Source organism: Candidatus Photodesmus anomalopis, from assembly GCF_000731785.2.
Taxonomy (GTDB): Bacteria; Pseudomonadota; Gammaproteobacteria; order Enterobacterales; family Vibrionaceae; genus Vibrio; species Vibrio anomalopis.
Map to the genome: position 1 here is coordinate 242,874 of NZ_JGVJ01000010.1, position 24,269 is coordinate 267,142.

18 protein-coding genes and 1 other RNA gene are annotated in these 24,269 nt (G+C 31.9%); all 19 read left to right on the top strand.

The window, feature by feature from the left end; all coding sequences use genetic code 11:
* Positions 1 to 79 precede the first annotated feature (79 nt).
* Positions 80 to 1,123: a rod shape-determining protein gene (locus CF66_RS01720; protein WP_016503534.1), complete on the top strand. Its 1,044-nt coding sequence runs from the start codon at positions 80 to 82 to the stop codon at positions 1,121 to 1,123.
* A 72-nt stretch (positions 1,124 to 1,195) separates the two neighbouring features.
* The gene (gene mreC, locus CF66_RS01725; RefSeq protein WP_016503533.1) at positions 1,196 to 2,023 is read left to right on the top strand and encodes a rod shape-determining protein MreC; all 828 of its coding nucleotides are present in this window, start codon (positions 1,196 to 1,198) and stop codon (positions 2,021 to 2,023) included.
* A 47-nt stretch (positions 2,024 to 2,070) separates the two neighbouring features.
* Complete coding sequence (gene mreD, locus CF66_RS01730; RefSeq protein WP_034411349.1) at positions 2,071 to 2,559, top strand: rod shape-determining protein MreD; 489 nt, start codon at positions 2,071 to 2,073, stop codon at positions 2,557 to 2,559.
* 126 nt (positions 2,560 to 2,685) lie between these two features.
* Positions 2,686 to 4,155 carry a ribonuclease G gene (gene rng / locus CF66_RS01735; protein WP_034411351.1) on the top strand — a complete coding sequence of 490 codons (1,470 nt, stop codon included), beginning with the start codon at positions 2,686 to 2,688 and terminating at the stop codon, positions 4,153 to 4,155.
* A 10-nt stretch (positions 4,156 to 4,165) separates the two neighbouring features.
* A complete protein-coding gene (locus CF66_RS01740; protein WP_081846843.1) occupies positions 4,166 to 8,038 on the top strand; it encodes a YhdP family protein in 3,873 nt (1,290 codons plus the stop codon).
* A gap of 34 nt (positions 8,039 to 8,072) precedes the next feature.
* Complete coding sequence (gene tldD / locus CF66_RS01745; protein ID WP_016503529.1) at positions 8,073 to 9,518, top strand: metalloprotease TldD; 1,446 nt, start codon at positions 8,073 to 8,075, stop codon at positions 9,516 to 9,518.
* A 74-nt stretch (positions 9,519 to 9,592) separates the two neighbouring features.
* Positions 9,593 to 9,998: RNase P RNA component class A (gene rnpB, locus CF66_RS01750), an RNA gene on the top strand.
* A gap of 80 nt (positions 9,999 to 10,078) precedes the next feature.
* Complete coding sequence (rsmH, locus tag CF66_RS01755; RefSeq protein ID WP_016503528.1) at positions 10,079 to 11,020, top strand: 16S rRNA (cytosine(1402)-N(4))-methyltransferase RsmH; 942 nt, start codon at positions 10,079 to 10,081, stop codon at positions 11,018 to 11,020.
* 4 nt (positions 11,021 to 11,024) lie between these two features.
* Positions 11,025 to 11,339 carry a cell division protein FtsL gene (gene ftsL, locus CF66_RS01760; RefSeq protein WP_016503527.1) on the top strand — a complete coding sequence of 105 codons (315 nt, stop codon included), beginning with the start codon at positions 11,025 to 11,027 and terminating at the stop codon, positions 11,337 to 11,339.
* 40 nt (positions 11,340 to 11,379) lie between these two features.
* The gene (locus tag CF66_RS01765; protein ID WP_051348136.1) at positions 11,380 to 13,062 is read left to right on the top strand and encodes a penicillin-binding transpeptidase domain-containing protein; all 1,683 of its coding nucleotides are present in this window, start codon (positions 11,380 to 11,382) and stop codon (positions 13,060 to 13,062) included.
* Between the two features lie 12 nt (positions 13,063 to 13,074).
* Positions 13,075 to 14,559: a UDP-N-acetylmuramoyl-L-alanyl-D-glutamate--2,6-diaminopimelate ligase gene (gene murE, locus CF66_RS01770; RefSeq protein ID WP_016503525.1), complete on the top strand. Its 1,485-nt coding sequence runs from the start codon at positions 13,075 to 13,077 to the stop codon at positions 14,557 to 14,559.
* On the top strand, positions 14,556 to 15,917 hold the full coding sequence (locus CF66_RS01775) for a UDP-N-acetylmuramoyl-tripeptide--D-alanyl-D-alanine ligase (RefSeq protein ID WP_016503524.1): 1,362 nt from the start codon (positions 14,556 to 14,558) through the stop codon (positions 15,915 to 15,917). Before murE ends, CF66_RS01775 begins: the two co-directional genes overlap by 4 nt.
* Positions 15,914 to 16,996, top strand: coding sequence for a phospho-N-acetylmuramoyl-pentapeptide-transferase (gene mraY / locus CF66_RS01780; protein WP_034411355.1), 1,083 nt, complete (start codon positions 15,914 to 15,916; stop codon positions 16,994 to 16,996). Before CF66_RS01775 ends, mraY begins: the two co-directional genes overlap by 4 nt.
* Positions 16,997 to 17,015: 19 nt before the next feature.
* Positions 17,016 to 18,350, top strand: a complete 1,335-nt coding sequence (gene murD / locus CF66_RS01785) for a UDP-N-acetylmuramoyl-L-alanine--D-glutamate ligase (protein ID WP_034411357.1) — start codon at positions 17,016 to 17,018, stop codon at positions 18,348 to 18,350.
* Complete coding sequence (gene ftsW, locus CF66_RS01790) at positions 18,350 to 19,528, top strand: cell division protein FtsW (protein WP_016503521.1); 1,179 nt, start codon at positions 18,350 to 18,352, stop codon at positions 19,526 to 19,528. Before murD ends, ftsW begins: the two co-directional genes overlap by 1 nt.
* On the top strand, positions 19,515 to 20,576 hold the full coding sequence (gene murG / locus CF66_RS01795) for an undecaprenyldiphospho-muramoylpentapeptide beta-N-acetylglucosaminyltransferase (RefSeq protein ID WP_034411358.1): 1,062 nt from the start codon (positions 19,515 to 19,517) through the stop codon (positions 20,574 to 20,576). The genes ftsW and murG overlap by 14 nt, the downstream gene beginning before the upstream one ends.
* Positions 20,577 to 20,644: 68 nt before the next feature.
* Positions 20,645 to 22,078 carry a UDP-N-acetylmuramate--L-alanine ligase gene (gene murC, locus CF66_RS01800; RefSeq protein WP_052541658.1) on the top strand — a complete coding sequence of 478 codons (1,434 nt, stop codon included), beginning with the start codon at positions 20,645 to 20,647 and terminating at the stop codon, positions 22,076 to 22,078.
* Between the two features lie 135 nt (positions 22,079 to 22,213).
* Positions 22,214 to 22,996, top strand: coding sequence for a cell division protein FtsQ/DivIB (locus CF66_RS01805; protein WP_242633029.1), 783 nt, complete (start codon positions 22,214 to 22,216; stop codon positions 22,994 to 22,996).
* The gene (gene ftsA, locus CF66_RS01810) at positions 22,993 to 24,258 is read left to right on the top strand and encodes a cell division protein FtsA (protein WP_016503517.1); all 1,266 of its coding nucleotides are present in this window, start codon (positions 22,993 to 22,995) and stop codon (positions 24,256 to 24,258) included. Before CF66_RS01805 ends, ftsA begins: the two co-directional genes overlap by 4 nt.
* Positions 24,259 to 24,269 lie beyond the last annotated feature (11 nt).

The following is a 24,269-nucleotide window of genomic DNA, read 5'->3' on the forward strand; positions in this document are numbered from 1 at the left end:
TCATTATTGAATGTTGAAGTTTTTTATTTGTTCTTTTTAATTCTCTTTATTTTATAATTTTTTCAGGATAATCGAAAATATGTTTAAAAAACTTCGTGGTATGTTTTCAAGTGATCTATCTATTGATTTAGGCACTGCTAATACTCTCATCTACGTAAGAGGTCAAGGCATTGTTTTAGATGAACCTTCTGTAGTTGCTATACGTCAAGATCGATCCCGTTCAGGAAAAAGTGTTGCAGCTGTTGGTTATGCTGCAAAACAAATGCTAGGTCGAACTCCTGGTAATATTTTAGCAATTCGTCCTATGAAAGATGGTGTAATTGCTGATTTTTATGTAACTGAAAAAATGCTTCAGCACTTCATAAGACAAGTTCATGATAATAGTGTACTAAAACCTAGTCCGCGTGTTTTAGTTTGCGTTCCTTGCGGTTCTACTCAGGTAGAGCGTCGTGCTATTCGTGAATCTGCTTTAGGTGCAGGTGCTCGTGAAGTTTATTTGATTGATGAACCTATGGCAGCTGCAATAGGTGCGGGATTACGTGTATCTGAACCTACAGGGTCAATGGTTATTGATATTGGTGGAGGTACAACTGAAGTGGCCGTTATTTCGTTGAATGGTGTAGTTTATTCCTCTTCTGTTCGTATGGGTGGTGATCGTTTTGATGAGGCAATTATTAATTATGTACGTCGCAATTATGGCAGTTTGATTGGCGAAGCGACCGCAGAAAGGATTAAGCATAAAATTGGTTCAGCTCATCCAGGTAATGATGTCAAAGAAATTGAAGTTCGTGGTAGAAATTTAGCAGAGGGTGTTCCTCGTAGTTTTAGTTTAAGTTCAAATGAAATTTTAGAAGCACTTCAGGAACCTTTAAGTAGTATTGTTTCAGCAGTAATGCTTGCTTTAGAGCAGTGTCCTCCAGAACTCGCTTCTGATATTTCTGAAAATGGTATGGTTTTAACTGGCGGTGGTGCATTATTAAAAGATTTAGATCGTCTATTAACTAAAGAAACTGGAATACCAGTTGTAGTGGCTGAAGATCCTTTAACATGTGTTGCCTTAGGTGGTGGTAAAGCGTTGGAAATGATTGATATGCATGGTGGTGATTTATTTAATGAAGAGTAATTACTATAAAAAATTAGTAGGCTATATTCTTAAGATTAAAAATAAAAAGCAACATTTGGATATTTAAATAGAATGAAACCTATATTTGACAAAGGACCTTCAATTCAATTTCGTTTATTTTTATCTGTTATTTTATCAGCTAGTTTGATGTTTGCAGATAGTCATTCTAGTGCTTTTTATACAGTTCGATATTTCTTAAATAGTTTAATTATTCCATTACAGTATATAGCTGATATGCCTAGGTTTGTTTTTGTTTTTTTTGATGAAAACTTTAATACAAAGAAATCATTAATCGATTCTAATCGTACTTTGAAGATGGAGCTTCTGCTTCTTAAAAGCGATTTAATGCTTTTAAATGAATACAAAAAAGAAAATAAAAATTTACGTAAACTTCTTGAGTTTTCATTATTGCATGATGAAAAGAAAATTGTTACTGAGGTAATGGCAGCTGATACTACATCTTATCGTCGTCAAATTCTTATTAATAAGGGGCATCATGATGGTGTGTATGAAGGTCAACCAGTAATTAGCGAAGATGGTATCGTTGGTCAAGTAGCTTCTGTTAATGCATATAATAGCCGGGTTTTGCTATTGACTGATAATAACAGTGCTATTCCAGTGCAAGCTATACGTAATGGTGTTCGAGCAATTGCTTCTGGCACTGGTAATTGGGATTGGATGCAGTTAGAACATATCTCTATTACTACTGATATTCAAGAAGGTGATTTATTGGTCACATCAGGTTTAGGTGGTGTTTACCCACAAGGTTATCCTGTGGCCTATGTGAATAAAGTTGAACATCATACTCAAAAAAAGTTTGTGGTAGTTCGTGCTAATCCAGTTGTAGATTTTGAACGATTAAGGTATTTGTTATTACTTTGGCCTGCACATCAAATGTGAGGATCTCGATAAGATTGGATTTTTAGAAAAACGAGATATTTTTAACTATGATAAAAGATTTTGTAAAGAGTTATTTAGTAATTAATATTTCTTTTTTTATTGCATTGGTTTTACAAACTATTCCATGGCCAGGCAATCTTGTTTTTTTAAGGCCTTCTTGGATTTTTTTAGTGATCTCCTATTGGGTATTATCGTTGCCACATCGGGTAAATGTAGGCACTGCATTAATACTTGGTTTAATTTGGGATTTGTTGTTGGGTTCAACTCTTGGGATACGCGGTATGATGATGTCGATAGTTGTTTATATTATAGCTTTCAATTTTTTAATACTACGTAATTCAGCTTTATGGCAACAAGCAGTTTTAATAGCGTTATTGTCAATGGTTTTAGAAGTTTTTATTTTTCTTGGAGAATATGTAGTTCAGGATACTACTTTTAATCCTCTCTTTTTATTGAGTGCTTTTCTTAATTGTTTACTTTGGCCTTGGGTATTTCTATTGATGCGCCGAATTCGTCGTCATTGGTGTTTAAGGTAAATAGTTATTATTAATAATTAGATAATGTAGAGAAAAACTATTGTACAGAGAACCAACTCCAATCATCAATTACTAGTTGGTTTTCTTTATCCTTGGGCTATCTTCTTATTTTTAAGGTATTTGCTAATGAGCATGGAGTTGGTTCTAAATGTTACTATGAGTGAAACTCGTTTAGCTATAGTTAAAAATAGAGTCCTTCAAGAGATACGTATAGATCGTAAAGTTAATCATGGGATTGTTGGTAATATTTATAAAGGTAAAGTCATTCGAGTATTACCTAGTATGCAATCGGCTTTTGTTAATTTAGGTTTAGATAAACCTGCATTTTTGCATTTATCCGATATTTCTGTTTATTCAAAAAACAGGAAAACCAAGAAATTTCAAGTAAATAGTATTTCTGACATTATTCATCAAGGGCAAGATATTATTGTTCAAGTTTTAAAAGAATCATTAGATATAAAAAGGGTTCGTTTAACTACCAAAATTATTATTCCTTCAAAGTATTTAATTTTTGTTTTTGGTTCTATCAATATTGGTATTTCCAAAAATATTTCAAACCAGTATGAACGCAATCGTTTAAAAAAAATTATTTCTAATTATTGCGATAAAAATTTCAGTTTTATTATCCGAAGTGCTGCTGAAGGTATTGATAAAACTAAACTTGTTCAAGATGCCGTTTTTTTAAAGAATATTTGGTCGAAAGTTTTAGAAAGAAAAAATAGAAGCAGTACTTGTATAGTGCTTTATAGTGAACTAGGCTTAACTCAGAGCATTCTTCGTGATTTTGGAACTATTAACAATTTTGCTAAAATCTTAGTTGATTCGTATTCGGAGTATAAGAAAATCAAAAAGTTTGCTTTGAACTATATTCCAGAACTTGCTAATAAAGTTAAATTTTATTCAGGAAGTGATCCTATATTCGATATTTATAATATTGAAAATCAAATTCAATGTTCTTTAAAACCTAAAGTTACATTTAAATCTGGCGGTTATTTACTCATTGAGCAGACTAAGTCAATGATAACAATCGATATTAACACTGGTACTTTTGTAGGTATGAATAAATTTGAAGATACAATTTTAAATATTAATATTGAGGCAACTAAAGAGATAGTACATCAATTGCGCTTGCGTAACCTAGGTGGAATTATTATTATCGATTTCATTGATATGATGTCTGATAAAGATCGTGAATGTGTAATTGCATCATTGAAAACAGAGTTAACTAAAAATTGCGTACAAGCAACTGTTGGTAGTTTTACTCGATTTGGTTTATTGGAAATAACTCGAAAACGTACACGAGAGAGTCTTGAAAATGTTCTTTGTGATAGCTGCTATTCATGCAAAGGAAAGGGAACTATAAAAACATCTGAAACAGTATATTTTGAAATTCTTCGTGAAATTTTGTATTTGAGTAAAAAAGATTCTGTTAAAGAAGAAAAATTTTTTGTACATGCATCACCTGAGGTTGCAAGGATATTACAATTTGATAAATCGCATGAATTATACCAATTACAAGCCATTATCGGAAAGCAAGTATTTATTCAAATTGAACCGCTCTATTTTCGAGAGCATTTTAACGTTGTTGTAATATAATGGAAGTTTTGTGAATCTAAATCTTATTCGGATATCTCGTTTTTTTTTATTTCTAGTAGCTATATCATCTATCTTTTTAGCAATAATAATAACCATATTACGTATTACTTTATTTCGAATTGAATTTTTTCAAGAAGATTTTGAAACTTGGCTTAGTCAAGCAAGCTGTGTTAATTTTCAAGTATCTGAAATGAATGGATTTTTTCGTAATGGTCATATTTATATTTCTCTAGAAGGATTACATCCTAAATCTTCTGAAAGTTGTAATGTTTTTTTTTCTGCTAAAAAACTTGAAATTAAACTTGATCTGATTCAGTCAATTATTCAATTGCAACCGGTTATTTCTAACCTTACTATCAATGAATTTCAATTGGATTTCAAAAGCATTAATCCATTCCATTTTATAAAAGAAATAGGTTTACACTTTTCTTCAGAAAAGGAAAACTTAGACTTTCTTAGAACTATTATTGCTAATTTTGATAGTCTTCTCCTGAGACAGTTAAATAATTTCTCTTTTCTAAACTCCAGTATTCATTACAATTCAAGAAATGGTCAAAGTAACCATATTAACATCGAAAAGTTTCGCTGGCAAAGTAACAAAAAAGACCATCGAGTAGAAGGGTTAATTAGTATTGATGATAGCACTTCAAATTCACTTTTTATAAGAGGTCATTTTATTGATAATAATTCATTTAATGATCTTTCTGGAGAGTTATACATCTCTGCTGATAATATTGCAGTCACTCCATGGTTAAATTCATATTTTACAAGTGAAATTGACAAAGGAGAAGTTAGCTTTAATAGTTGGTTAAGTATTTCTCATAATCAAACTATAGATGTTTATGTAAAACTAAAACCATCAAAATTAATTTGGAAAGACCAATCAAAACACTCTTTATTACTAGAATCAGGCAGATTTAGATTATCTTCATTTCAGAATAATTGGATAACAAATATCCATTTAGTTAATGTTCAAATAAATGACATTACTTGGCCAAAACTTGATATGGTATTAAATTGGCAACCTGAAAAATGGTTTTTTAACATTGTTCAAATTGATATGGAAACGTTTTTTTCTGTTATGAAATTAGCACCTAATTTTTATAAGAATATTCAATTTTTTAATCAGATTAGATTAAAAGGATTATTAAAAGATGTAAGAGTTTCTATGGAAAAAACATGGGATTCCTTGCATTATTCTGCTGGATTTTCTAATGTTTCAATGGAACAGTGGAATTTTTTTCCAGAGATTCATCATGTTTCTGGTTCAGTATTTGGAAATATTCAACAAGCAAAAATATCAATTACACTAATTGATGAAATACTGCCTTATGATAAACTTCTTCAAGCAGCATTAAATATTCAAGAAAGCAAAATTGATCTTATTTGGCAGAATAATGCAAATAGTTGGTCTTTATGGTCTGATAATATCATAGTAATCACACCTGATTTGCAAGTATTAGGTACATTTCATTTAGATTTTCCAGAAAATCAAAGTCCGTTCCTATCTTTTTATGCGGAAGCTAATTTATATAATGCAAGCCAAACTTGGCGTTATTTACCAAAGGCATTATTGGGAGAAAATTTAACTAATTATCTTTCTAGTTCTATTCAGGCAGGTGAAGCAAATGCTGCTAAATTGCTTTGGTATGGGAAATTAGCTGGTTTTCCATACAGTAAAAATAATGGCATATTTCAAGCTTGGATTGGACTTAAAAAAGCTCAGTTTGCTTTTGATACTGATTGGCCCCCATTGACAAATATGCAAGTAAATTTGTTATTTGAAAATGATTCTATGTATTTTGAATCTTATGAAGCTAATTCATTAGATGTAAAAGTTAATCGTATTACTGGTCATATTCCTTTTCTAGGTGTAACTAGTTATATTGAGATGAAAGTTAGTGTAGTAGCGGAAGGCGATGCTTTTCGAGATTATATACTTGTTTCTCCATTGATTGATTCAGTTGGTACGTTATTAAGTGCTATTCATTTGACTGGAGAAGTACATTGTAATGTTCAAATCAATATCCCTTTAAATATGGATAGTGAATTAAAAACAATAGGTTATGTAGATCTTAATAATAACAATGTTAAAATAGATTCTTTGTCTTTAGCATTAGAATCAGTTTATGGTCAAATTGAATTTAATAATGGTCTTGTTAAAGCTAAGGGAATTACTACAAAATTATTTAGTCAACCAGTAGAATTAGATTTAGTTGTAAAAAATATTGATTCAGGTTATGAACTTGAAATTGATCTGTTAGGAAATAATGATATTAAATTTTTATCTCCCTATGTTGGTAAACATTGGACAAGATTTTTATCTGGCTATACTCAATGGAAAATGGATGTAAACGTTCAATTAAATGAATTTGGCTTTATGTATAAAATTGATGGTTTCGCTGATTTAAAAATGATTAAAAGTGAATATCCATATCCATTTCATAAGGATTTTAAACAAGAGGGAAAGTTTTATTTACAAATTATTGGTGATCATAAATCCTTTAATGCAGAGTTTGGACTACCAAAAGTTCGGTATCAAGCTGAAGTTGATATTATTTCTGAGAAATTATTATTTAGAAAAAGTAACTTTGTTATTAGTTCTGATGCTTGTGAGGTTATTGATATTCCTATAGTGGATGGACATTATGCTCAAATTCAGACTAATCAATTTAACTTAGATGAATGGATTGCTTTCTATTATGCATATTTTAATCAAGAACCTTTTTTCAAAAAACCTAATAAGTTAATTATTCCAATTCCAGAAAAAATTAGGATAAATGCATCAGAATTAACTTTAGCTAATATTCAATGGAATGATGTTAATTTTTTTATTCATCGTAAAAATTTAGATTGGTATTTTGATTTTATTAGTCAAGAATTTCAAGGTAAAGCTAATTATATTGAGTTATCTAAATTATCTATTTCATTAGAAAGACTATACTTATATTCCCCTAAGTTTAGTAAGACTATCAAAAATAATCTTTGGTCAATTGAAAAAAAACCAGATTCTTATTCCACTAAATCATTTAACCGTATTTTTCATAAAGTAATGCCAAATTTAACACTCACTATTACTGATTTTTGGCTACAAGGTTATAAAGTAGGAAAAGTTAATATTAATATAAAGCGAGATAGAGAAAAGTTAAAATTTAAAAAAAATTCTTTTATTAGCGATGGAAACGAAATACATATTAACGGTGCTTGGACATTAGATAATACTCGTAGTCATGTTGATCTTAGTTTGGTAATGACTAGTAAAAATAACAGCGAGTTAATGGAGCGTTTTGGTATTACTTCACGTATTCAGGAAGCCCCACTTCAATTATCTAGCTTGCTAAGATGGGATGGTTCTCCTTGGTCAGTAAAATTAGATAGTCTTGAAGGGAAAGTAAACAGCGCATTAGGAAAAGGTATCCTTTTAAAGGTAAGTAACTCTTCACGTGTGCGTTTATTAGGATTATTTAATTTAGACTCAATTATTCGCAAGATAAAGTTAGATTTTTCGGATTTTTTTTCTAAAGGAATATCTTTTAATTCTATTAAAGGGACTGGTGAAATTAAAAAAGGAATTTTTGTTACTAATGATACCATAATAAATGGAATTTCTGGGAAAATCACTATTAATGGCTCAGCTGACTTGATTAGACAAGTTCTTGATGCAGAAATAAATTTTGTGCCTGATATCATTTCTGGAGTACCATTTTTAAGTGCTTTGATTATGTCATATCACACTACAATATATGTTTTTGCTATTACAGCAGCAATAACTCCTGTACTAGATGCATTAACTCAAGTTAACTATTCAATAAAAGGACCATTGGGTGACTTAGAAGTAAAAAAACTTACTCATACTAAAATTAAGTCAAAATACAATTATTAAAAATCAATTGAGTAATAAAATTGAGAGCAGGACAATGACTATAAATCATATAAAGGATATGTTATTAAAACCAGCGGATTTAACAGAAGAAGATATTTTTAGTACTCTGTCAAGTATCGCTACTCGTCAGATTGATTATGCTGATATTTATTTTCAGTTAAATTCCCAAGAGTCGTTGATTTTAGAAGATAGTATTATTAAAGAAGGTTCTTTTAATATTGATTGTGGTGTTGGTGTACGAGCAATAGTAGGAGAAAAAACAGGTTTTGCTTATTCCAATCAAATCAATCTTGATGGATTAAAGAGCAATGCTTTTGCTGCACGAAGCATTGCTCAAAAAGGGGGAAATGGTAAAGTGCAGTCATTAAAGCGTAATGAAAATCAAGATTATTATTTTGCTTTGAATCCATTAAATACGTGGGGAAATAAGCAGAAAATAGAATTTCTTAAACAGTTAGACTACTATATTCGCTCTAAAGAATCATTAATTGAAGAAGTATCAATCAGTTTAAATGCTATGTACGATCAGATATTGGTTTTTGCTACTGATGAAACTTATGCAGGTGATATTCGTCCGTTAGTTCGTCTTTCAATTAGTGTTTTAGTAAAAAAGGGGAATCGACGTGAACGAGGAACTTCAGGTGGTGGTGGCCGTTTAGGTTATGACTTTTTTTTAGATAAAAATATAGGTTATAAAACAGCATATCGATTTGCTGATGAGGCGATTCATCAAGCTCTTATTAATTTAGAAGCTATTTCAGCACCTGCTGGTTTAATGCCTGTTGTTTTAGGTTCTGGTTGGCCTGGAGTTTTATTACATGAAGCAATAGGGCATGGTCTTGAAGGAGATTTTAATCGAAAAGGTTCTTCTGTATTCTCTGGGAAAATCGGTCAGCAAGTAACATCAAATCTTTGTACAATTGTTGATGATGCTACTTTAAAAGGGAGACGTGGTTCCTTAAATATTGATGATGAAGGAACTAGTGGTCAATACAGTGTGTTAATTGAGAATGGTATTTTAAAAAACTACATGCAAGATAAGCACAATGCACATTTAATGGGCATGAGTTCAACTGGTAATGGTCGACGTGAATCTTATGCACATTTGCCTATTCCACGTATGACTAATACCTATATGCTTCCTGGAAAACATACACCAGAAGAAATTATTTCTACAGTTCATAAAGGTCTTTATGCTCCTAATTTTTCTGGTGGTCAGGTTGATATCACTTCTGGTAAGTTTGTTTTTTCTACCTCTGAAGCGTACTTAATTGAGGAAGGTAAAATTACCTCTCCAGTAAAAGATGCAAGTTTAATTGGTTCTGGCATTGAAGTTATGCAGCAAGTTTCTATGATAGGAAATGATCTTAATATAGATTGTGGTGTAGGGGTTTGTGGTAAAGATGGACAAAATGTACCGGTTGGTGTTGGGCAACCAACATTAAAGTTAGATTTTCTAACTGTAGGGGGTACCGATTAAACAATAAAATAATATGCTACTTTATAGATTAAAGTAGACATTTGAAATTCTTATCTATATAATTCCCGACTCGGGGTTAGAATTTGGTAGTCGCTGCTTTATCATCTCAATTATCAAGGGATTGCTAAAGAAGAGGAAAGTCCGGGCTCCATAGAGCAGGGTGCCAGATAATCTCTGGAAAGCAGGAGCTTATGACAAGTGCAGCAGAAAGAAGATCGCCGATGGCTATATTCCTATAGATTTATAGGATATATGTACAGGTAAGAGTGAAAGGGTACGGTAAGAGCGTACCGTGCGACTGGTAACAGTTCGTAGCTAGGTAAACTTCCACCTGGAGCAAGACCAAATAGACTTCCGCATTGCGTTGCTCGCGTATGAGAAGTGGGTAGGTCGCTTGAGCCTTTGAGTGATCACTGGCCTAGATGAATGACTACCTCCATGAATATGGAACAGAACCCGGCTTATATATTCTAACTCTGTCTATATCACCCATCATAACCTATGTTATGGTGGGTTTTTCAATTTTATGTATGCTTTTCAGTTTGATCTTGAAGGATGATATGCCTGATTTTTTTTCACATACTTCTGTACTACTTAATGAATCTATAAATGGATTAGCTATTAAATCTAATGGTATCTATATTGATGCTACATTCGGTCGTGGTGGACATAGCCGTGCTATTCTTTCCCGATTAGGAAAACATGGGAGATTGTACAGTATTGATCGTGATTATGAAGCAGTACTAGAAGGGGAAAAAATTGATGACCCTCGTTTTACAATGATTCATAGTCCATTTTCAGAGATGTTAAACTATGCTGGTTATTATAATATTCTTAAACAAGTAGATGGCATTTTATTAGATCTTGGGGTTTCATCACCACAACTTGATAATTCAGAGCGTGGTTTTAGTTTTATGAGAGATGGTCCTTTAGACATGCGTATGGACCAGACATCAGGTACCCCAGTTTCTGAGTGGTTATTGAAAGCTAATTTGAATGATATTATATGGGTAATTCGAAAATTTGGTGAAGAAAGATATGCTTGCCGTATTGCAAAGGCAATTATTAGATACCGAAATGATGTAAAGAAAGAACCTTTAACCCGTACTAGTCAGTTAGCTCAGCTTATTTCTGGAGTAGCTAAAAATTTTAAAAAGCATCCTGCAACTCGTGTATTTCAAGCATTTCGGATATATATTAATAACGAACTTGAAGAAATCGATTCTGTACTTAATCAGTCTATAGATATTTTAGCTCCTAAAGGACGGTTGCTAGTTATTAGTTTTCATTCTTTAGAGGATCGTATAGTTAAGCATTTTATGCGCAAAAAAAGTGATTTTGATAGGATACCTAATCAGCTTCCACTAACTGATAATCAAATTAAAAAATTAAGTAATTTAAATCTTAAGATAATTGGCAAACCTATCAAGGCATCTCAGCATGAAGTTATGGTAAATATTCGTTCTCGCAGTGCTATATTACGAATCGCTGAACGGTTGTAAATATATGAGTAAATTAAAACAAAATTTAACTAAAATCATTCTCCAGGATTTATTTACAGCTGGGCGTACTTCAGTATTTTTATTATCATTGGTTCTTTTGAATGCAATTGGAGTAGTTTATATTACTCATTATTCTAGACAGGAAATCTCTGAGAAAAATCAAATACTGCTTGAACGAGATAAATTAAGTAATGAATGGAGAAATTTACTTTTGGAGGAAACGGCTTTATCTGATCATAGTCGCATCTATGATATAGCAAAAAAAGAGTTAGGAATGAAACGTCCTAGCACAGGGAAAGAAATAGTAATCACTTTATAATAAAGTTAAAGGTAACTTTATTCAAAAGTAGCTGAAAGAAATGAAGTCATTATTGATATCTTGGCGTTTTCGTTTAATATTCTTATGCATTTTATGGATCTTTATAATTTTAGTAGGAAGAATAGGATATATACAAATTCTAGAACCTGATCAGCTGATTTATCAAGGAGATATGCGTTCTGTTCGTGCTAAAACTCTTCATTTTGCTCGTGGAATTATTTCAGATAGAAACGGTGAACCACTTGCTATAAGTGTGCCTGTTGAAGCTGTTTGGGCTGATCCTATAGCAATTTTTAAAGGAAATGCTTTAGAGGATTTAAAACGTTGGTATGCACTAGCTGATGTTTTAAAGTTACGAAGAGAAGAATTAATTAAAAAAATTGAAGAAAATCATGATCGTCGATTTATTTATATTCAGCGTCAAGTTACTCCTGTTATAGCTAATTATATTCGTAAACTTAACCTAGTAGGTATTGGATTAAAATCTGAATCTCGTCGATATTATCCTACTGGTGAAGTTAGCGCACATGTTATTGGTGTCGTTGGAATTGATGGTTATGGTTTAGAAGGGATAGAATACAGTTATAATAAATGGTTAACTGGTGAGGTAGGTAGACGTGTCATTCGAAAAGACCATTATGGGAGAGTAATTGAAAATATTTCTTTAGAAGAGCGTGAAGAAGGGAAACCACTAAAGTTAACTATCGACCAACGTTTACAAGCAATAGCATTTCGTGCTATCAAGCAAGCTGTATCAGATTTTCGTGCAACATCAGGTTCAGCTGTTTTGCTTGACATAAAAACTGGAGAAGTATTAGCTATGGTTAATGCTCCCTCTTATAATCCAAATAATCGTTCTGATCTTCAGTCATTTAAGATGAGAAATCGTGTCATAACTGATTCATTTGAACCAGGTTCAACAGTAAAACCATTTGCAATGTTAGCAGCATTGAAGAATGGTGCAGTTAATAAAGATACTGTAATTGATACTGGTAGTGGTGTTATGAGGATCGGTAAAAGTTATGTACGTGATACATTGAAAGTTGGTAAAGCAGATCTCACTACTATATTAAAAAAATCAAGTAATATTGGCATTGCAATGCTGGCTTTAAATATTCCTCTAGAAGTATTATTAAATATCTATAGTTCAGTTGGTTTTGGAGAAGTTTCCGGTTTAAATTTATCTGGAGAAACAGCGGGTATTTTTCATAAAAATCTCCACCGAACACAATTTGAAATTGCAACATTAGCATTTGGTTATGGATTAAGTATCACCCCATTGCAGCTAGCACATGCTTATGCAACCTTAGGGAATTATGGAAAATATCAACCAGTACACATCATTAAGAGCAGCAAATTGCGAGATTCTCGTCAAGTAATTGATGGTGATATTGCTAAACAAGTTTTATTAATGCTAGAAGAAGTTACTCATTCAGGAGGCACAGCTAGAAAAGCTGCAGTGCCTGGTTATCGAGTTGCTGCTAAAACAGGAACATCTCGCAAAGCGATTCCTGGAGGATATGGTGATGAATACTTTGCTTATACTGCTGGAGTGGCTCCTGTTAGTGAACCAAAAGTTGCACTAGTTGTTATTGTTAATGAACCACAAGGAGATCATTATTATGGTGGTATAGTAGCTAGTCCTGTATTTTCAGAGATCATGCAAGGTGCACTACAGATCTTAAATATTCCTCCTGATAACAATAAATTTCAACACCAATAGTGAAGAAGAATTATGAATGCTGGTATTACACTTTCCCAATTAATTTTCCCTTGGGTCAAGCTATCAAATATTGCTATAGGGAATTTACCCGTTCATCGTATAGAATTAGATAGCCGAAAAGTAATGCAAGGCGATACTTTTATCGCATTAATTGGACATTGTATAGATGCTAGAAAATTTATCCCTAATGCAATATATGCTGGTGCAACTATTGTTTTAGCTCAATCAAATTTTATGATGCATGGAAAAATTAATTATTTTTCTGGGATTCCCATTATATATATTAAACGATTAAATATATGTTTATCAGAATTAGCTGGACGTCTTTACCATAATAAATCAAATATACTGATTGGTATAACTGGTACTAATGGAAAAACAACAATTTCTCAGCTTATTGCCCAATGGTTAGGATTACTTGGAAAACGTGCAGCTGTCATGGGAACAATAGGAAATGGCTTTTTAAATGACTTGAAAGAAGTTAATAATACTACCTCTAATGCTATTGATATTCAAAGGACATTAAGTACTTTAGAGAAGCATGGTACTGAATATACTGCATTGGAGCTTTCCTCACACGGTTTGGTACAAGGAAGAGTACGTTCATTAAAGTTTGCTATTGGTATATTTTCTAATTTAAGTCATGATCATTTAGACTATCATTCTTCTATGCAAGAGTATAAAGAAGCAAAATTTTCTTTATTTGTTGAGCATGATTGCCAATTGGCAGTCATTAATGCTGATGATAAATCTGGAGCTGATTGGTTGATTAAGTTGCCAAATGCATTAGCAGTTTCTCTTTCTTCAAAGTCCATTCTTACTCCAAATTCTATTTTTGCTAAATTAATTCAATATTTTGAAGATGGAATTAAAGTTTCTTTTTCAGGTAAGTATGGCAATGGAGAGCTTTTAGTTCCACTTATTGGAAGGTTTAATGCTGAAAATATACTATTAGCTTTTTCTTCTTTATTAATGCTTGGGTTTGATAAACAGAAGTTGCTTGAAAGTGCTCCAAAATTACTTCCAATAATAGGAAGGATGGAATTGTTTAAAGCAAAAGGAAACCCTAAAATTATTGTTGATTACGCTCATACACCTGATGGATTAAAACAAGCTTTGTTAGCGCTTCGTGTGCATTATTCTGGTAAGTTATGGTTGATTTTTGGTTGTTCTGGAGAACGCGATAAAAGCAAGCGTTCAATGATGGCAAAGGTTGCAGAGAAATATGCAGATAAAATTATTTTAACTGATGATAATCCTCGAAGTGAATCTCCAGATAGTATTATTACAGATATTCTGAAAGGTTTAGAATATCCATTAGCTGTTCATATTGAACATAACCGTTATAAAGCGATATCTTTCGCACTGAACTTTGCTAGCAAAGAGGATATTATTTTTCTTGCAGGAAAAGGTCATGAAACTCATCAGGTTTTTAAAAATAGTAAGATTTACTACTCTGATCGTGAATCTGCTAGAAAACTATTAGGAATTAAATGATTACCATGTCATTAAATCAGTTATGCATATTGCTCAATGCAAAACTTGTTGGAGATAATATTCAAATTTCTAATGTATCTATAGATAGTCGAAGCATAGGTAATGATGCAATTTTTGTAGCTATTTCAGGAAAGCGATTTCATGGTGATGATTTTTTATATCAAGCAATTCATAATGGTGCAAAAGCATTGCTAGTTACTAAACGATATGATGTGCTTATACCACAAGTAATTGTCAATAATACTAGGATTGCTTTAGGAAAGCTAGCAGCTTGGGTACACAAAAATTGTCAAACTATGACAATTGCTATTACTGGTAGTTGTGGAAAAACCACTGTAAAAGAAATGATGGTAAGTATCTTAGCGAATAAAGGAAAAATCCTTTATACAGCTGATAATTTCAATAATGAAATTGGTGTCCCTTTGACATTGTTGAGGTCTACACCACAAGATGATTATGCTGTTATTGAGATTGGAGCTAATCATGTTGGTGAAATAGCGTATAGTGCAAATTTAGTTTCTCCTGATATCGCTTTAGTTAATAATGTAGCAGAAGCTCATTTGGAAGGTTTTGGTTCTATTAATGCTATAAAGCATGCCAAAGGGGAAATTTATCAAAGTTTAAAATCTGGAGCAGTTGCTGTAATAAATTTAGATAGCCATGGTGGTAAATTATGGGATTCTTTATTAACTGATAAGAGAGTAATAAGCTTTTCTCAGTATAATGAAAAAGCAGATGTATATGCATCTAATATTCTAATTGATATTGAAGGAAAGTCTAACTTTTTAGTTCATACCGTAAAAGGCACTCGACAAATTTACCTAGGTATTATTGGTCAACATAATGTTTCCAATGCACTTGCTTCAATTTGTTTATCTTTGGAGTTAGGCATAGAATTTCCTGTGATTCAGAATGGTTTGCTTAATTTAATTAAAGTAAAAAAGCGTGCTGAAGTTATTGAATTAGCAAAGAACATAAAATTGATTGATGATAGTTACAATGCCAGTGTACCATCGATGAAAGCTTCAATTATATTATTAAATAATTTCAAAGGTTATCGTTGGTTAATTTTAGGAAATATGACTGAATTAGGAATGGAAAGTTTTCAATTGCACTATAACATTGCAAATTATGCTAATAAGTATAAATTTGAATATGTTTTAACATATGGAAAAGATGCAAAAATTATTAGCGATATTTGTCATGGCATACATTTTAGTTCTCGAAAAAATATGATTGAATACATACAAAAAAAACTAATAAAACATGACGATCGAAATCATATTTTATTAGTTAAAGGAGCAAATAGTACTTGTATGAGTAAAATAAGTATTACATTAAAGGAGTATTATTTATGATTCTTTGGCTGGCTGAGTGGCTAAAGCCATATTTTTCATTTTTTCGATTATTTGAATATTTATCATTTAGATCTATTATTAGCATTTTAACTGCTTTAAGTATTTCATTATGGATGGGACCTCATTTAATTAAAAGTTTAAAATTATTGCAAATTGGTCAAGTTATACGCAATGATGGTCCTGAATCACACTTTAACAAACGTGGTAGACCAACAATGGGTGGTGTGATGCTTTTAGTTTCTATTATTTTCACTATTTTACTTTGGACTGATTTATCAAATCTTTATGTTTGGTCTGTGGTATTGGTTTTAATAGGTTATGGAACAATTGGTTTTATAGATGACTATCGTAAAGTAGTGAGTCAAAATGCCTCCGGTTTAATTGCAGGTTGGAAATATTTTTGGCAATCTTTAATTGCCTTAATTTTAGCTTTATTTCTTTATACTCATGGTAAAAATACTCCTGCAACTCAACTGGTTGTACCTTTTTTTAAGGAATTACTCCCTCAACTTGGATTAATGTATATTATACTTGCTTATTTTGTAATTATTGGGACTAGTAGTGCTGTAAATTTAACTGATGGTTTAGATGGTTTAGCTATTATGCCAACTATATTAGTATCTGCTGGTTTTGCTTCAATATCTTGGGCTACAGGTAATATAAATTTTGCTAATTATTTACATATTCCTCATATTCCTCAAACTTCAGAATTAGTTATTGTATGTACAGCGATTGTAGGTGCTGGTCTTGGTTTTTTATGGTTTAATACTTATCCAGCTCAAATATTTATGGGTGATGTAGGTTCACTAGCATTAGGAGGTGCTCTAGGGACAATTGCAGTATTAGTTCGTCAAGAATTCCTTTTGTTTATTATGGGTGGAGTTTTTGTCATGGAAACATTATCAGTGATTTTACAGGTAGGTTCATATAAATTACGTGGTCAGCGTATTTTTCGTATGGCACCCATTCATCATCATTATGAACTAAAAGGTTGTCCTGAACCACGTGTTATTGTCCGTTTTTGGATTGTCTCAATTGTCCTAGTATTAATTGGTTTAGTTACGCTAAAAGTTCGATAAAAAACACTGTATTTTATAAATGAATCGTTGGAAATTTATTAACTATGTTGTAGTAGTTGGCCTTGGTGTTACTGGGATTTCAGTTGTTAACTATTTAATTAAACTTCCTAAAAAGTTAACAATTAAAGTTATTGATACTAGATTGAATCCTCCTGGTAGAAATAATCTGCCAGATTCAGTAGAGCTATCCCAAGGTCGTTGGAATCTTTCTTGGTTATTTAAGGCTAATTTAATTGTAGTTAATCCTGGAATATCACTGTTAACTAAAGAAATTCAACAAGCAATAGACAAAGGCATTCAAGTTGTTGGTGATATTGAGCTTTTTTCTTGGCAAGTTGATAAGCCGGTTATTGCAGTTACTGGTTCAAATGGAAAAAGTACAGTTGTAGATTTAGCTGGATTGCTAGCTAAGTCTAGTGGTGTGAATGTTGCTGTTGGCGGTAATATAGGGATACCAGCCTTGGATTTACTTCAAAGAAAAGTTGAGCTTTATATTTTAGAAATATCAAGTTTTCAATTGGAAACAACTTCAAGTTTAAACTTAACTGCTGCAGCTTTTTTGAATTTATCAATAGACCATTTAGATCGTTATCAATCTATGGAAGCTTATCGTCGAGCTAAATTAAGGATTTTTAAAAATGCGAAAACTTGCATTGTAAATGGAAATGATATAAGTACTTTTCCTGATGATTCATCTAAAAAAATACTTAAATGTGGTTTTAATAACTCTTTTCAGTTTAAATTAGGAAACTATAAGGGAAAAGAACATTTGATAGCTAATGGTAGGCCTGTTATTGCTTCTGATTCAATTGCTATGATTGGTTATCATAATTTTTCTAATGTTTTATTTGTCTTAGCTCTCTTATCAGAATCTGGTGTTGATTATAATAAAGGTATAGATTTACTAAAGTCCTACCGAGGTTTGCAACATCGTTGTCAAGTTGTTTTAAATAATAATGGAATTAAATGGGTTAATGATTCAAAATCTACTAATGTTGCTAGTACTTTAGCTGCTTTGTATCAATTAACATGTCCAGGAAAGTTATATTTGTTAGTAGGTGGTGACAGTAAAAATGCCAACTTATCTGCACTAAAACCTATACTAAAAAATCTAAATGTGGAACTTTGTTGTTTTGGTCGTGATGGAAAAAAATTTATGTTGTTACATTCATCGGCTAAGTTATATGATTCTATAAACTCTATTATAAGTACAATAATTACAAGGATCAAAAAAGGGGATATCGTAATGCTATCACCAGCTTGTTCTAGTTCAGATCAATTTGAAAACTTTATGAAAAGGGGAGATCTGTTTGTTGAGCTTGCTAAAAAATTTTCTAATTTAGGATTAGAGTGATGGATTTACTAAAGAACTTTTTCCCTCTACTAAAAAAACAGATTTTTTTTTCTAAAAAATTCATTGGTTTTGATAGACAATTACTTTGGACCTCACTATGTTTAATGTTAGTTGGTTTGATTATGGTTACTTCTGCATCTTTCCCTATCAGTATAAGATTAGCAGGGCAGCCTTTCTATTTTATGTTTCGCCACGCTATCTTTTGTATTTTAGCTTTGTTTATATCAAGCATAATCTTAAAAATTCCACTGGAATATTGGATGAAATGTAGTCCATTATTACTTGCTATTTCATTTTTTTTATTAGGTCTTGTTTTAGTATTTGGAAAACCAGTGAATGGTTCATCCCGTTGGTTATCTTTTGGTATGTTTAATTTTCAACCAGCAGAATTAGCTAAATTGACACTTTTCATATTTATGTCAGGATATTTAGTAAGAAAACAAAAGGAAGTAAGAAGTACTTTCTTTGGTGGTTTTTTAAAACCTGTTATGGTGTTTTCCTCTTTAGCTATTTTACTACTATATCAACCAGATTTAGGGAGTATAATCGTTATGCTAGTTACTTTATTTGGGATGTTATTTATTGCTGGTGCAAAGCTATTACATTTTATTGCATTTATAGCTCTTGGAATAATGTCTATTATTTTATTGATTTTTTTAGAACCTTATCGAATCCAGCGAGTGATTTCATTTTTAGACCCTTGGGAAGATCCATTTGGGAGTGGTTACCAATTAACTCAATCATTGATGGCATTTGGTAGAGGTAGTTGGTTTGGTCAAGGATTAGGTAACTCAATACAAAAACTTGAGTATTTACCAGAGGCACATACAGATTTTGTATTTGCAGTATTGGCTGAAGAACTAGGTTTTATTGGAGTGATCTTAGTTTTATTCCTAATTTTAAATTTGGTGTTAAAAGCTCTTTTTATTGGAAAGAAATCCTTTGAAAATAATCAATATTTTTCTGGTTATTTAGCATTTTCTTTCTCGATTTGGTTCACTTTACAAACATTAATTAATGTAGGTGCAGTTACTGGTATTGTTCCAACTAAAGGTCTTACATTGCCACTTGTTAGTTATGGTGGTTCAAGTTTGATCATTATATCTATTGCTATTTCTATGTTATTACGTATTGATTATGAATATCGATTGACGATAAAAAATTATGAAGAACAATAAGAAATTAATGATAATGGCTGGTGGAACTGGTGGACATATATTTTCTGGATTAGCGGTTTCTAAACAGCTTGAGCAACAAAATTGGTCAATTGCTTGGATTGGTAATTTTGAATGTATGGAAACATGTTTGGTTCCAAAATATGGCATTCCAATTTATTTTATTAAAATACAAGGGTTGCAAGGAAAAAAAAAGATAGAATGGATTAAGGTGTGTCTAAATTTTTTTTATGCGGTTTTAAAAGCACGAAAATATATAAAAAAATGGAAACCAGATATTGTTCTTGGTATGGGAAGTTATGTTAGCGGACCAGGGGTTTTTGCTGCATGGTTGAGCGACGTACCTATAGTATTACATGAACAAAATTCAGTTTCTGGTTTAACAAACAAATGGTTATCGAAGATATCTAAGAAAGTGTTACAAGCATTTCCTAGTACATTATCAAAAGCAGAAACTGTAGGCAATCCAATACGAAAGAGTATTATAGAATTAGATCCTCCTGAAATTCGTATGAAAGAGAGAAAAGGTCCTATTCGTATCTTGGTAATAGGAGGTAGTCAGGGAGCACTGATTTTAAATACAATTATGCCTAAAGTAATGTTTAAGTTAGGTAATACTTATCAAGTGTTACATCAAGTAGGGAAATATAAGAAAAAAGGAATTAAATCAGCTTATTACAAAGTAAATTTTAATCAAGTAAAAGTTATTGAATTTATTGATAATATATCAGAAGCATATGGTTGGGCAGATCTAGTAGTATCTCGTTCTGGTGCTTTAACTGTCTCTGAAATAGCAGTAGCTGGTCTGCCTGCTATTTTTATTCCATTTATTCACAAAGATCATCATCAGTCACTTAACGCTGACTTTTTAGTAAAATCTGGAGCAGCAAAAATCATTAAACAAACTGAATTAAGTGTTGAAAAATTAGTTTTTGAGATTTCTAAACTTAACAGAGTTCATCTTATTGATATGGCTAAAAAAGCTCGTAAATTAGCAATTACAGATGCAGGACAAAAAGTCGCAAATACCATTGTAAGTTTAGTAAAATAATAAAATTAGATTGATATATCATAAAATATACTTGAGAATTAGACCAAATTTATAAACGGCATTATAAAATGCGTAAAGTTACGTCTATTCATTTTATTGGTATCGGTGGTGCGGGTATGAGTGGAATTGCAGAAGTTTTACTTAATGAAGGTTATAATATTACTGGATCAGATGTATCAGAAAGTACTATTGTTAAATCTCTTATTAAAAAAGGTGCAGTTATTTATATTGGGCATCAATCAGAAAATATAGAAGAAGCAAGTGTAGTAGTAATTTCAACTGCTATTCATTCTTGTAACCCAGAAATTATTGCAGCTCAAGAACGTCAAATTCCTATTATTAGTCGAGCAGAAATGCTAGCTGAGTTAATGCGTTTTCGTTATGGGATTGCAGTATCTGGAACTCATGGAAAAACAACCACTACTGCATTAGTAACTCAGATTTATTTAGAAGCTGGATTAGATCCAACATTTGTGAATGGTGGTTTAGTTAAAAGCGCTGGTACACATGCTCGATTAGGGTCTAGTAAAATTCTTATTGCTGAAGCTGATGAAAGTGATGCTTCATTTTTGCATTTGCAACCTATGGTCAGTATTGTAACTAATATTGAAGCTGATCACATGGATACATATGATGGAAATTTTGAAATACTTAGACAGGCTTTCATCGACTTTTTACACAATCTTCCATTTTATGGTCAAGCAATAGTATGTGTTGATGATCCTGTTATTCGTGACCTCATACCTAGAATTAATCGTCAAGTAATTACTTATGGTTTTTCAGAATGTGCAGATGTTCGTATAGAAAATTATTATCAGATAGGATTACAAGGTAAATTTACTGTACTTCGTCGTGGTAAAAAAAAATTAGAAACCACTCTTAATATTCCAGGTCGTCATAATGCACTAAATGCTGTAGCAGCAATTGCAGTAGCAACAGAAGATAATATTAATGACGAAGCTATTTTAGCAGCAATGATTGGAACTCAGGGTACTGGTCGCAGATTTGATTACTTAGGAGAATTTGATATAGGTGATGGTCAAGTTGTTCTAGTAGATGATTACGGACATCATCCAACTGAAGTTGATGTAACTATTAAAGCAGTTCGTGCTAGTTGGAAAAATAGGCGGTTAGTAATGATTTTTCAGCCTCATCGTTATACTCGAACTCGTGATTTATATAATGATTTTCTGAATGTTTTGGAACAGGTTGATTTACTAATTATGCTTGATGTATATTCTGCCGGTGAATCTCCTATTCCAGGTGCTGATACACCTTCCTTGTGTCAAAGTATCCATAATCGTGGAAAGATTACACCAATTTTATCTTCTGAAAGTATGGTATTTTCAGTATTATCAGATATTTTACAAGATGGTGATTTATTATTAACTCAAGGTGCAGGTGATATTGCTCAAGTAGCCAAACAACTTCTTATTTTTAGATTAAACCTTAAAAATATGCGATTACATTCTAATAGGAAGGTGCCTATTTGTGGGGTTTAAATAAATTAACTTATCTTTGATCTTTCAATCATAACTTTCTACATTTGATACTTTGTATTAGCTTAGTATAATTTAATTTAAGTTAAGATTATTTTAGGGTTAAAAATTAATTAAACTTAAGGAAGTATTAATTTGATAAGAACTATTTGCGAAGATGAAAATAATAAAAAAGGAGTTGCTCCCTATTTTCAGCAGCATATTATTGGAGGTTTGTTTTTTTTGATGGTTTTGCTATCAATTATTTTTCTTCTTTACTTGGTTTTATCTTGGATGTGGGATGATAATCGGCTACCACTTTCTAGAATGGTACTTGAAGGTGATTTAAATCATGTAACAGTAGGAGATATTCAACATGCTTTTAATAAACTAGAATCCATTGGAACTTTTATGTCCCAGGATATCAAGGTATTGCAAGATATAATTTCTTCAATACCTTGGGTTTCTCATGCTGCTATTCGCAAGCAATGGCCCGATACAATTAAAATTTTTTTAATTGAGCATAATGTTGAAGCTATTTGGAATGAAGATGTTTTATTAAGTACAAAAGGTGATTTTTTTAATGCAGATATTACTCAGTTAAAAGGAAAACTAGTTAGACTACATGGCCCAAAAGGAAGTAGTCAGGAAGTTTTAGACATTTATTATAAAATTACTCCATTTTTAAAATCATTAGGTCTGAAAATTCATTCAATAGGCTTAGATGAACGTCGAGCATGGCATTTAATTTTAGATAATGGTATTAGATTGGAACTTGGGAAAAAGTCACTAAGTAAGCGAATCAACCGTTTCTTGAGGCTTTATACAAATTTAGGAACAGATACTAGCCAGAATATTAGTTATGTTGATCTGAGATATGATACTGGAGCCGCTATTGGTTGGTTCTCTAAACAAACGTCAGTTGAAGTGAGTAGAAGATGACTAGAGCTTCCAGCGATGAAAAAATTATTGTTGCTCTTGATATAGGAACTGCTGCTGTATCAGCTTTGATTGCTGAGATATTGCCTGATTCTCAAATTAATATTCTAGGGGCAGGGTATACTCCTTCTAAAGGTATGAAAAAAGGAGGGGTAAGTGATTTAGACTTAATTGTAAAATCTGTTCAAAAAGCATTAGAACAAGCTGAGCTAATGGCAGGATATGAAATTAGTGAGGTTTTTTTATCACTTTCTGACAAGCATATAAATAGTCGAATTGAAAAAGGTATGGGTATTGTTACAGATCAAGAAGTATCACAGAAAGATATAGATCGAGTTATTTATACTGCTAAATCAATAAAAATTAGTGATGAAGAAAAAATTTTACATGTAATCCCCCAGGAATTTACACTTGATTATCAAGAAGGTATTAAAAATCCACTTGGTTTGTCTGGTGTTCGTATGGAAGTTAGTGTGCATTTAATTTCTTGTCATACTGATATGGCTAAAAATATAATTAAGGTTGCAGAGCGTTGTGGCATTAAAGTTAAGCAACTTGTTTATTCAGGATTAGCCACTAGTAATGCTGTTATTACCGATGATGAACGTGAACATGGTATTTGCGTAGTTGATATAGGTGCAGGGACAATGGATTTATCTATCTGGACCGATGGTGTTTTAAGGCATACTGAAGTTTTTTCTTATGCGGGGGATTCAGTTACGAACGACATTGCATTTGCATTTGGTATTACAGTGAACGATGCTGAAGAAATTAAGATTAGACATGGCTCTGCAGTACATGCATCAACGGATAAAGATGATATCATCAATATACCAAGTATTGGAACTAGAACACCTCAAATTTTACGAAGGGAAATGTTGTCTTCAGTAATAGAGCCTCGTTATACTGAGCTGATGACTTTAGTTAATCAAGTTATTAATGTAGTTCAAGGTAAATTATATAAAAATGGTCTTAAACATCATTTAGCGTCTGGCATTGTGCTTACTGGCGGGGCATCAAAAATAGATGGTTTAGTAGAGTGTGCTGAACGAGTATTTAATAATCAAGTTAGAGTTTGTCAACCAATTGGAGTTCATGGCTTAACAGATTGTGTTAAAGAGCCATATCATTCTACAGTAGTTGGTTTGCTTCATTATGCAAAAAATAGTCAAATAGCTAATGGTATTGGATATAGCAAAGTAAATCACCAATCAATATCAGGATTTATTGGTCGTTTACGTAATTGGATAAAAAAAGAGTTTTAACCTAAACATCA

Excerpts from the sequence above, each read along its gene's own strand:
- CF66_RS01720 (WP_016503534.1), top strand. The coding sequence starts at position 80 with ATGTTTAAAAAACTTCGTGGTATGTTTTCAAGTGATCTATCTATTGAT.
- mreC (WP_016503533.1), top strand. The coding sequence starts at position 1,196 with ATGAAACCTATATTTGACAAAGGACCTTCAATTCAATTTCGTTTATTT.
- mreD (WP_034411349.1), top strand. The coding sequence starts at position 2,071 with ATGATAAAAGATTTTGTAAAGAGTTATTTAGTAATTAATATTTCTTTT.
- rng (WP_034411351.1), top strand. The coding sequence starts at position 2,686 with ATGAGCATGGAGTTGGTTCTAAATGTTACTATGAGTGAAACTCGTTTA.
- tldD (WP_016503529.1), top strand. The coding sequence starts at position 8,073 with ATGACTATAAATCATATAAAGGATATGTTATTAAAACCAGCGGATTTA.
- rsmH (WP_016503528.1), top strand. The coding sequence starts at position 10,079 with ATGCCTGATTTTTTTTCACATACTTCTGTACTACTTAATGAATCTATA.
- ftsL (WP_016503527.1), top strand. The coding sequence starts at position 11,025 with ATGAGTAAATTAAAACAAAATTTAACTAAAATCATTCTCCAGGATTTA.
- CF66_RS01765 (WP_051348136.1), top strand. The coding sequence starts at position 11,380 with ATGAAGTCATTATTGATATCTTGGCGTTTTCGTTTAATATTCTTATGC.
- murE (WP_016503525.1), top strand. The coding sequence starts at position 13,075 with ATGAATGCTGGTATTACACTTTCCCAATTAATTTTCCCTTGGGTCAAG.
- CF66_RS01775 (WP_016503524.1), top strand. The coding sequence starts at position 14,556 with ATGATTACCATGTCATTAAATCAGTTATGCATATTGCTCAATGCAAAA.
- mraY (WP_034411355.1), top strand. The coding sequence starts at position 15,914 with ATGATTCTTTGGCTGGCTGAGTGGCTAAAGCCATATTTTTCATTTTTT.
- murD (WP_034411357.1), top strand. The coding sequence starts at position 17,016 with ATGAATCGTTGGAAATTTATTAACTATGTTGTAGTAGTTGGCCTTGGT.
- ftsW (WP_016503521.1), top strand. The coding sequence starts at position 18,350 with ATGGATTTACTAAAGAACTTTTTCCCTCTACTAAAAAAACAGATTTTT.
- murG (WP_034411358.1), top strand. The coding sequence starts at position 19,515 with ATGAAGAACAATAAGAAATTAATGATAATGGCTGGTGGAACTGGTGGA.
- murC (WP_052541658.1), top strand. The coding sequence starts at position 20,645 with ATGCGTAAAGTTACGTCTATTCATTTTATTGGTATCGGTGGTGCGGGT.
- ftsA (WP_016503517.1), top strand. The coding sequence starts at position 22,993 with ATGACTAGAGCTTCCAGCGATGAAAAAATTATTGTTGCTCTTGATATA.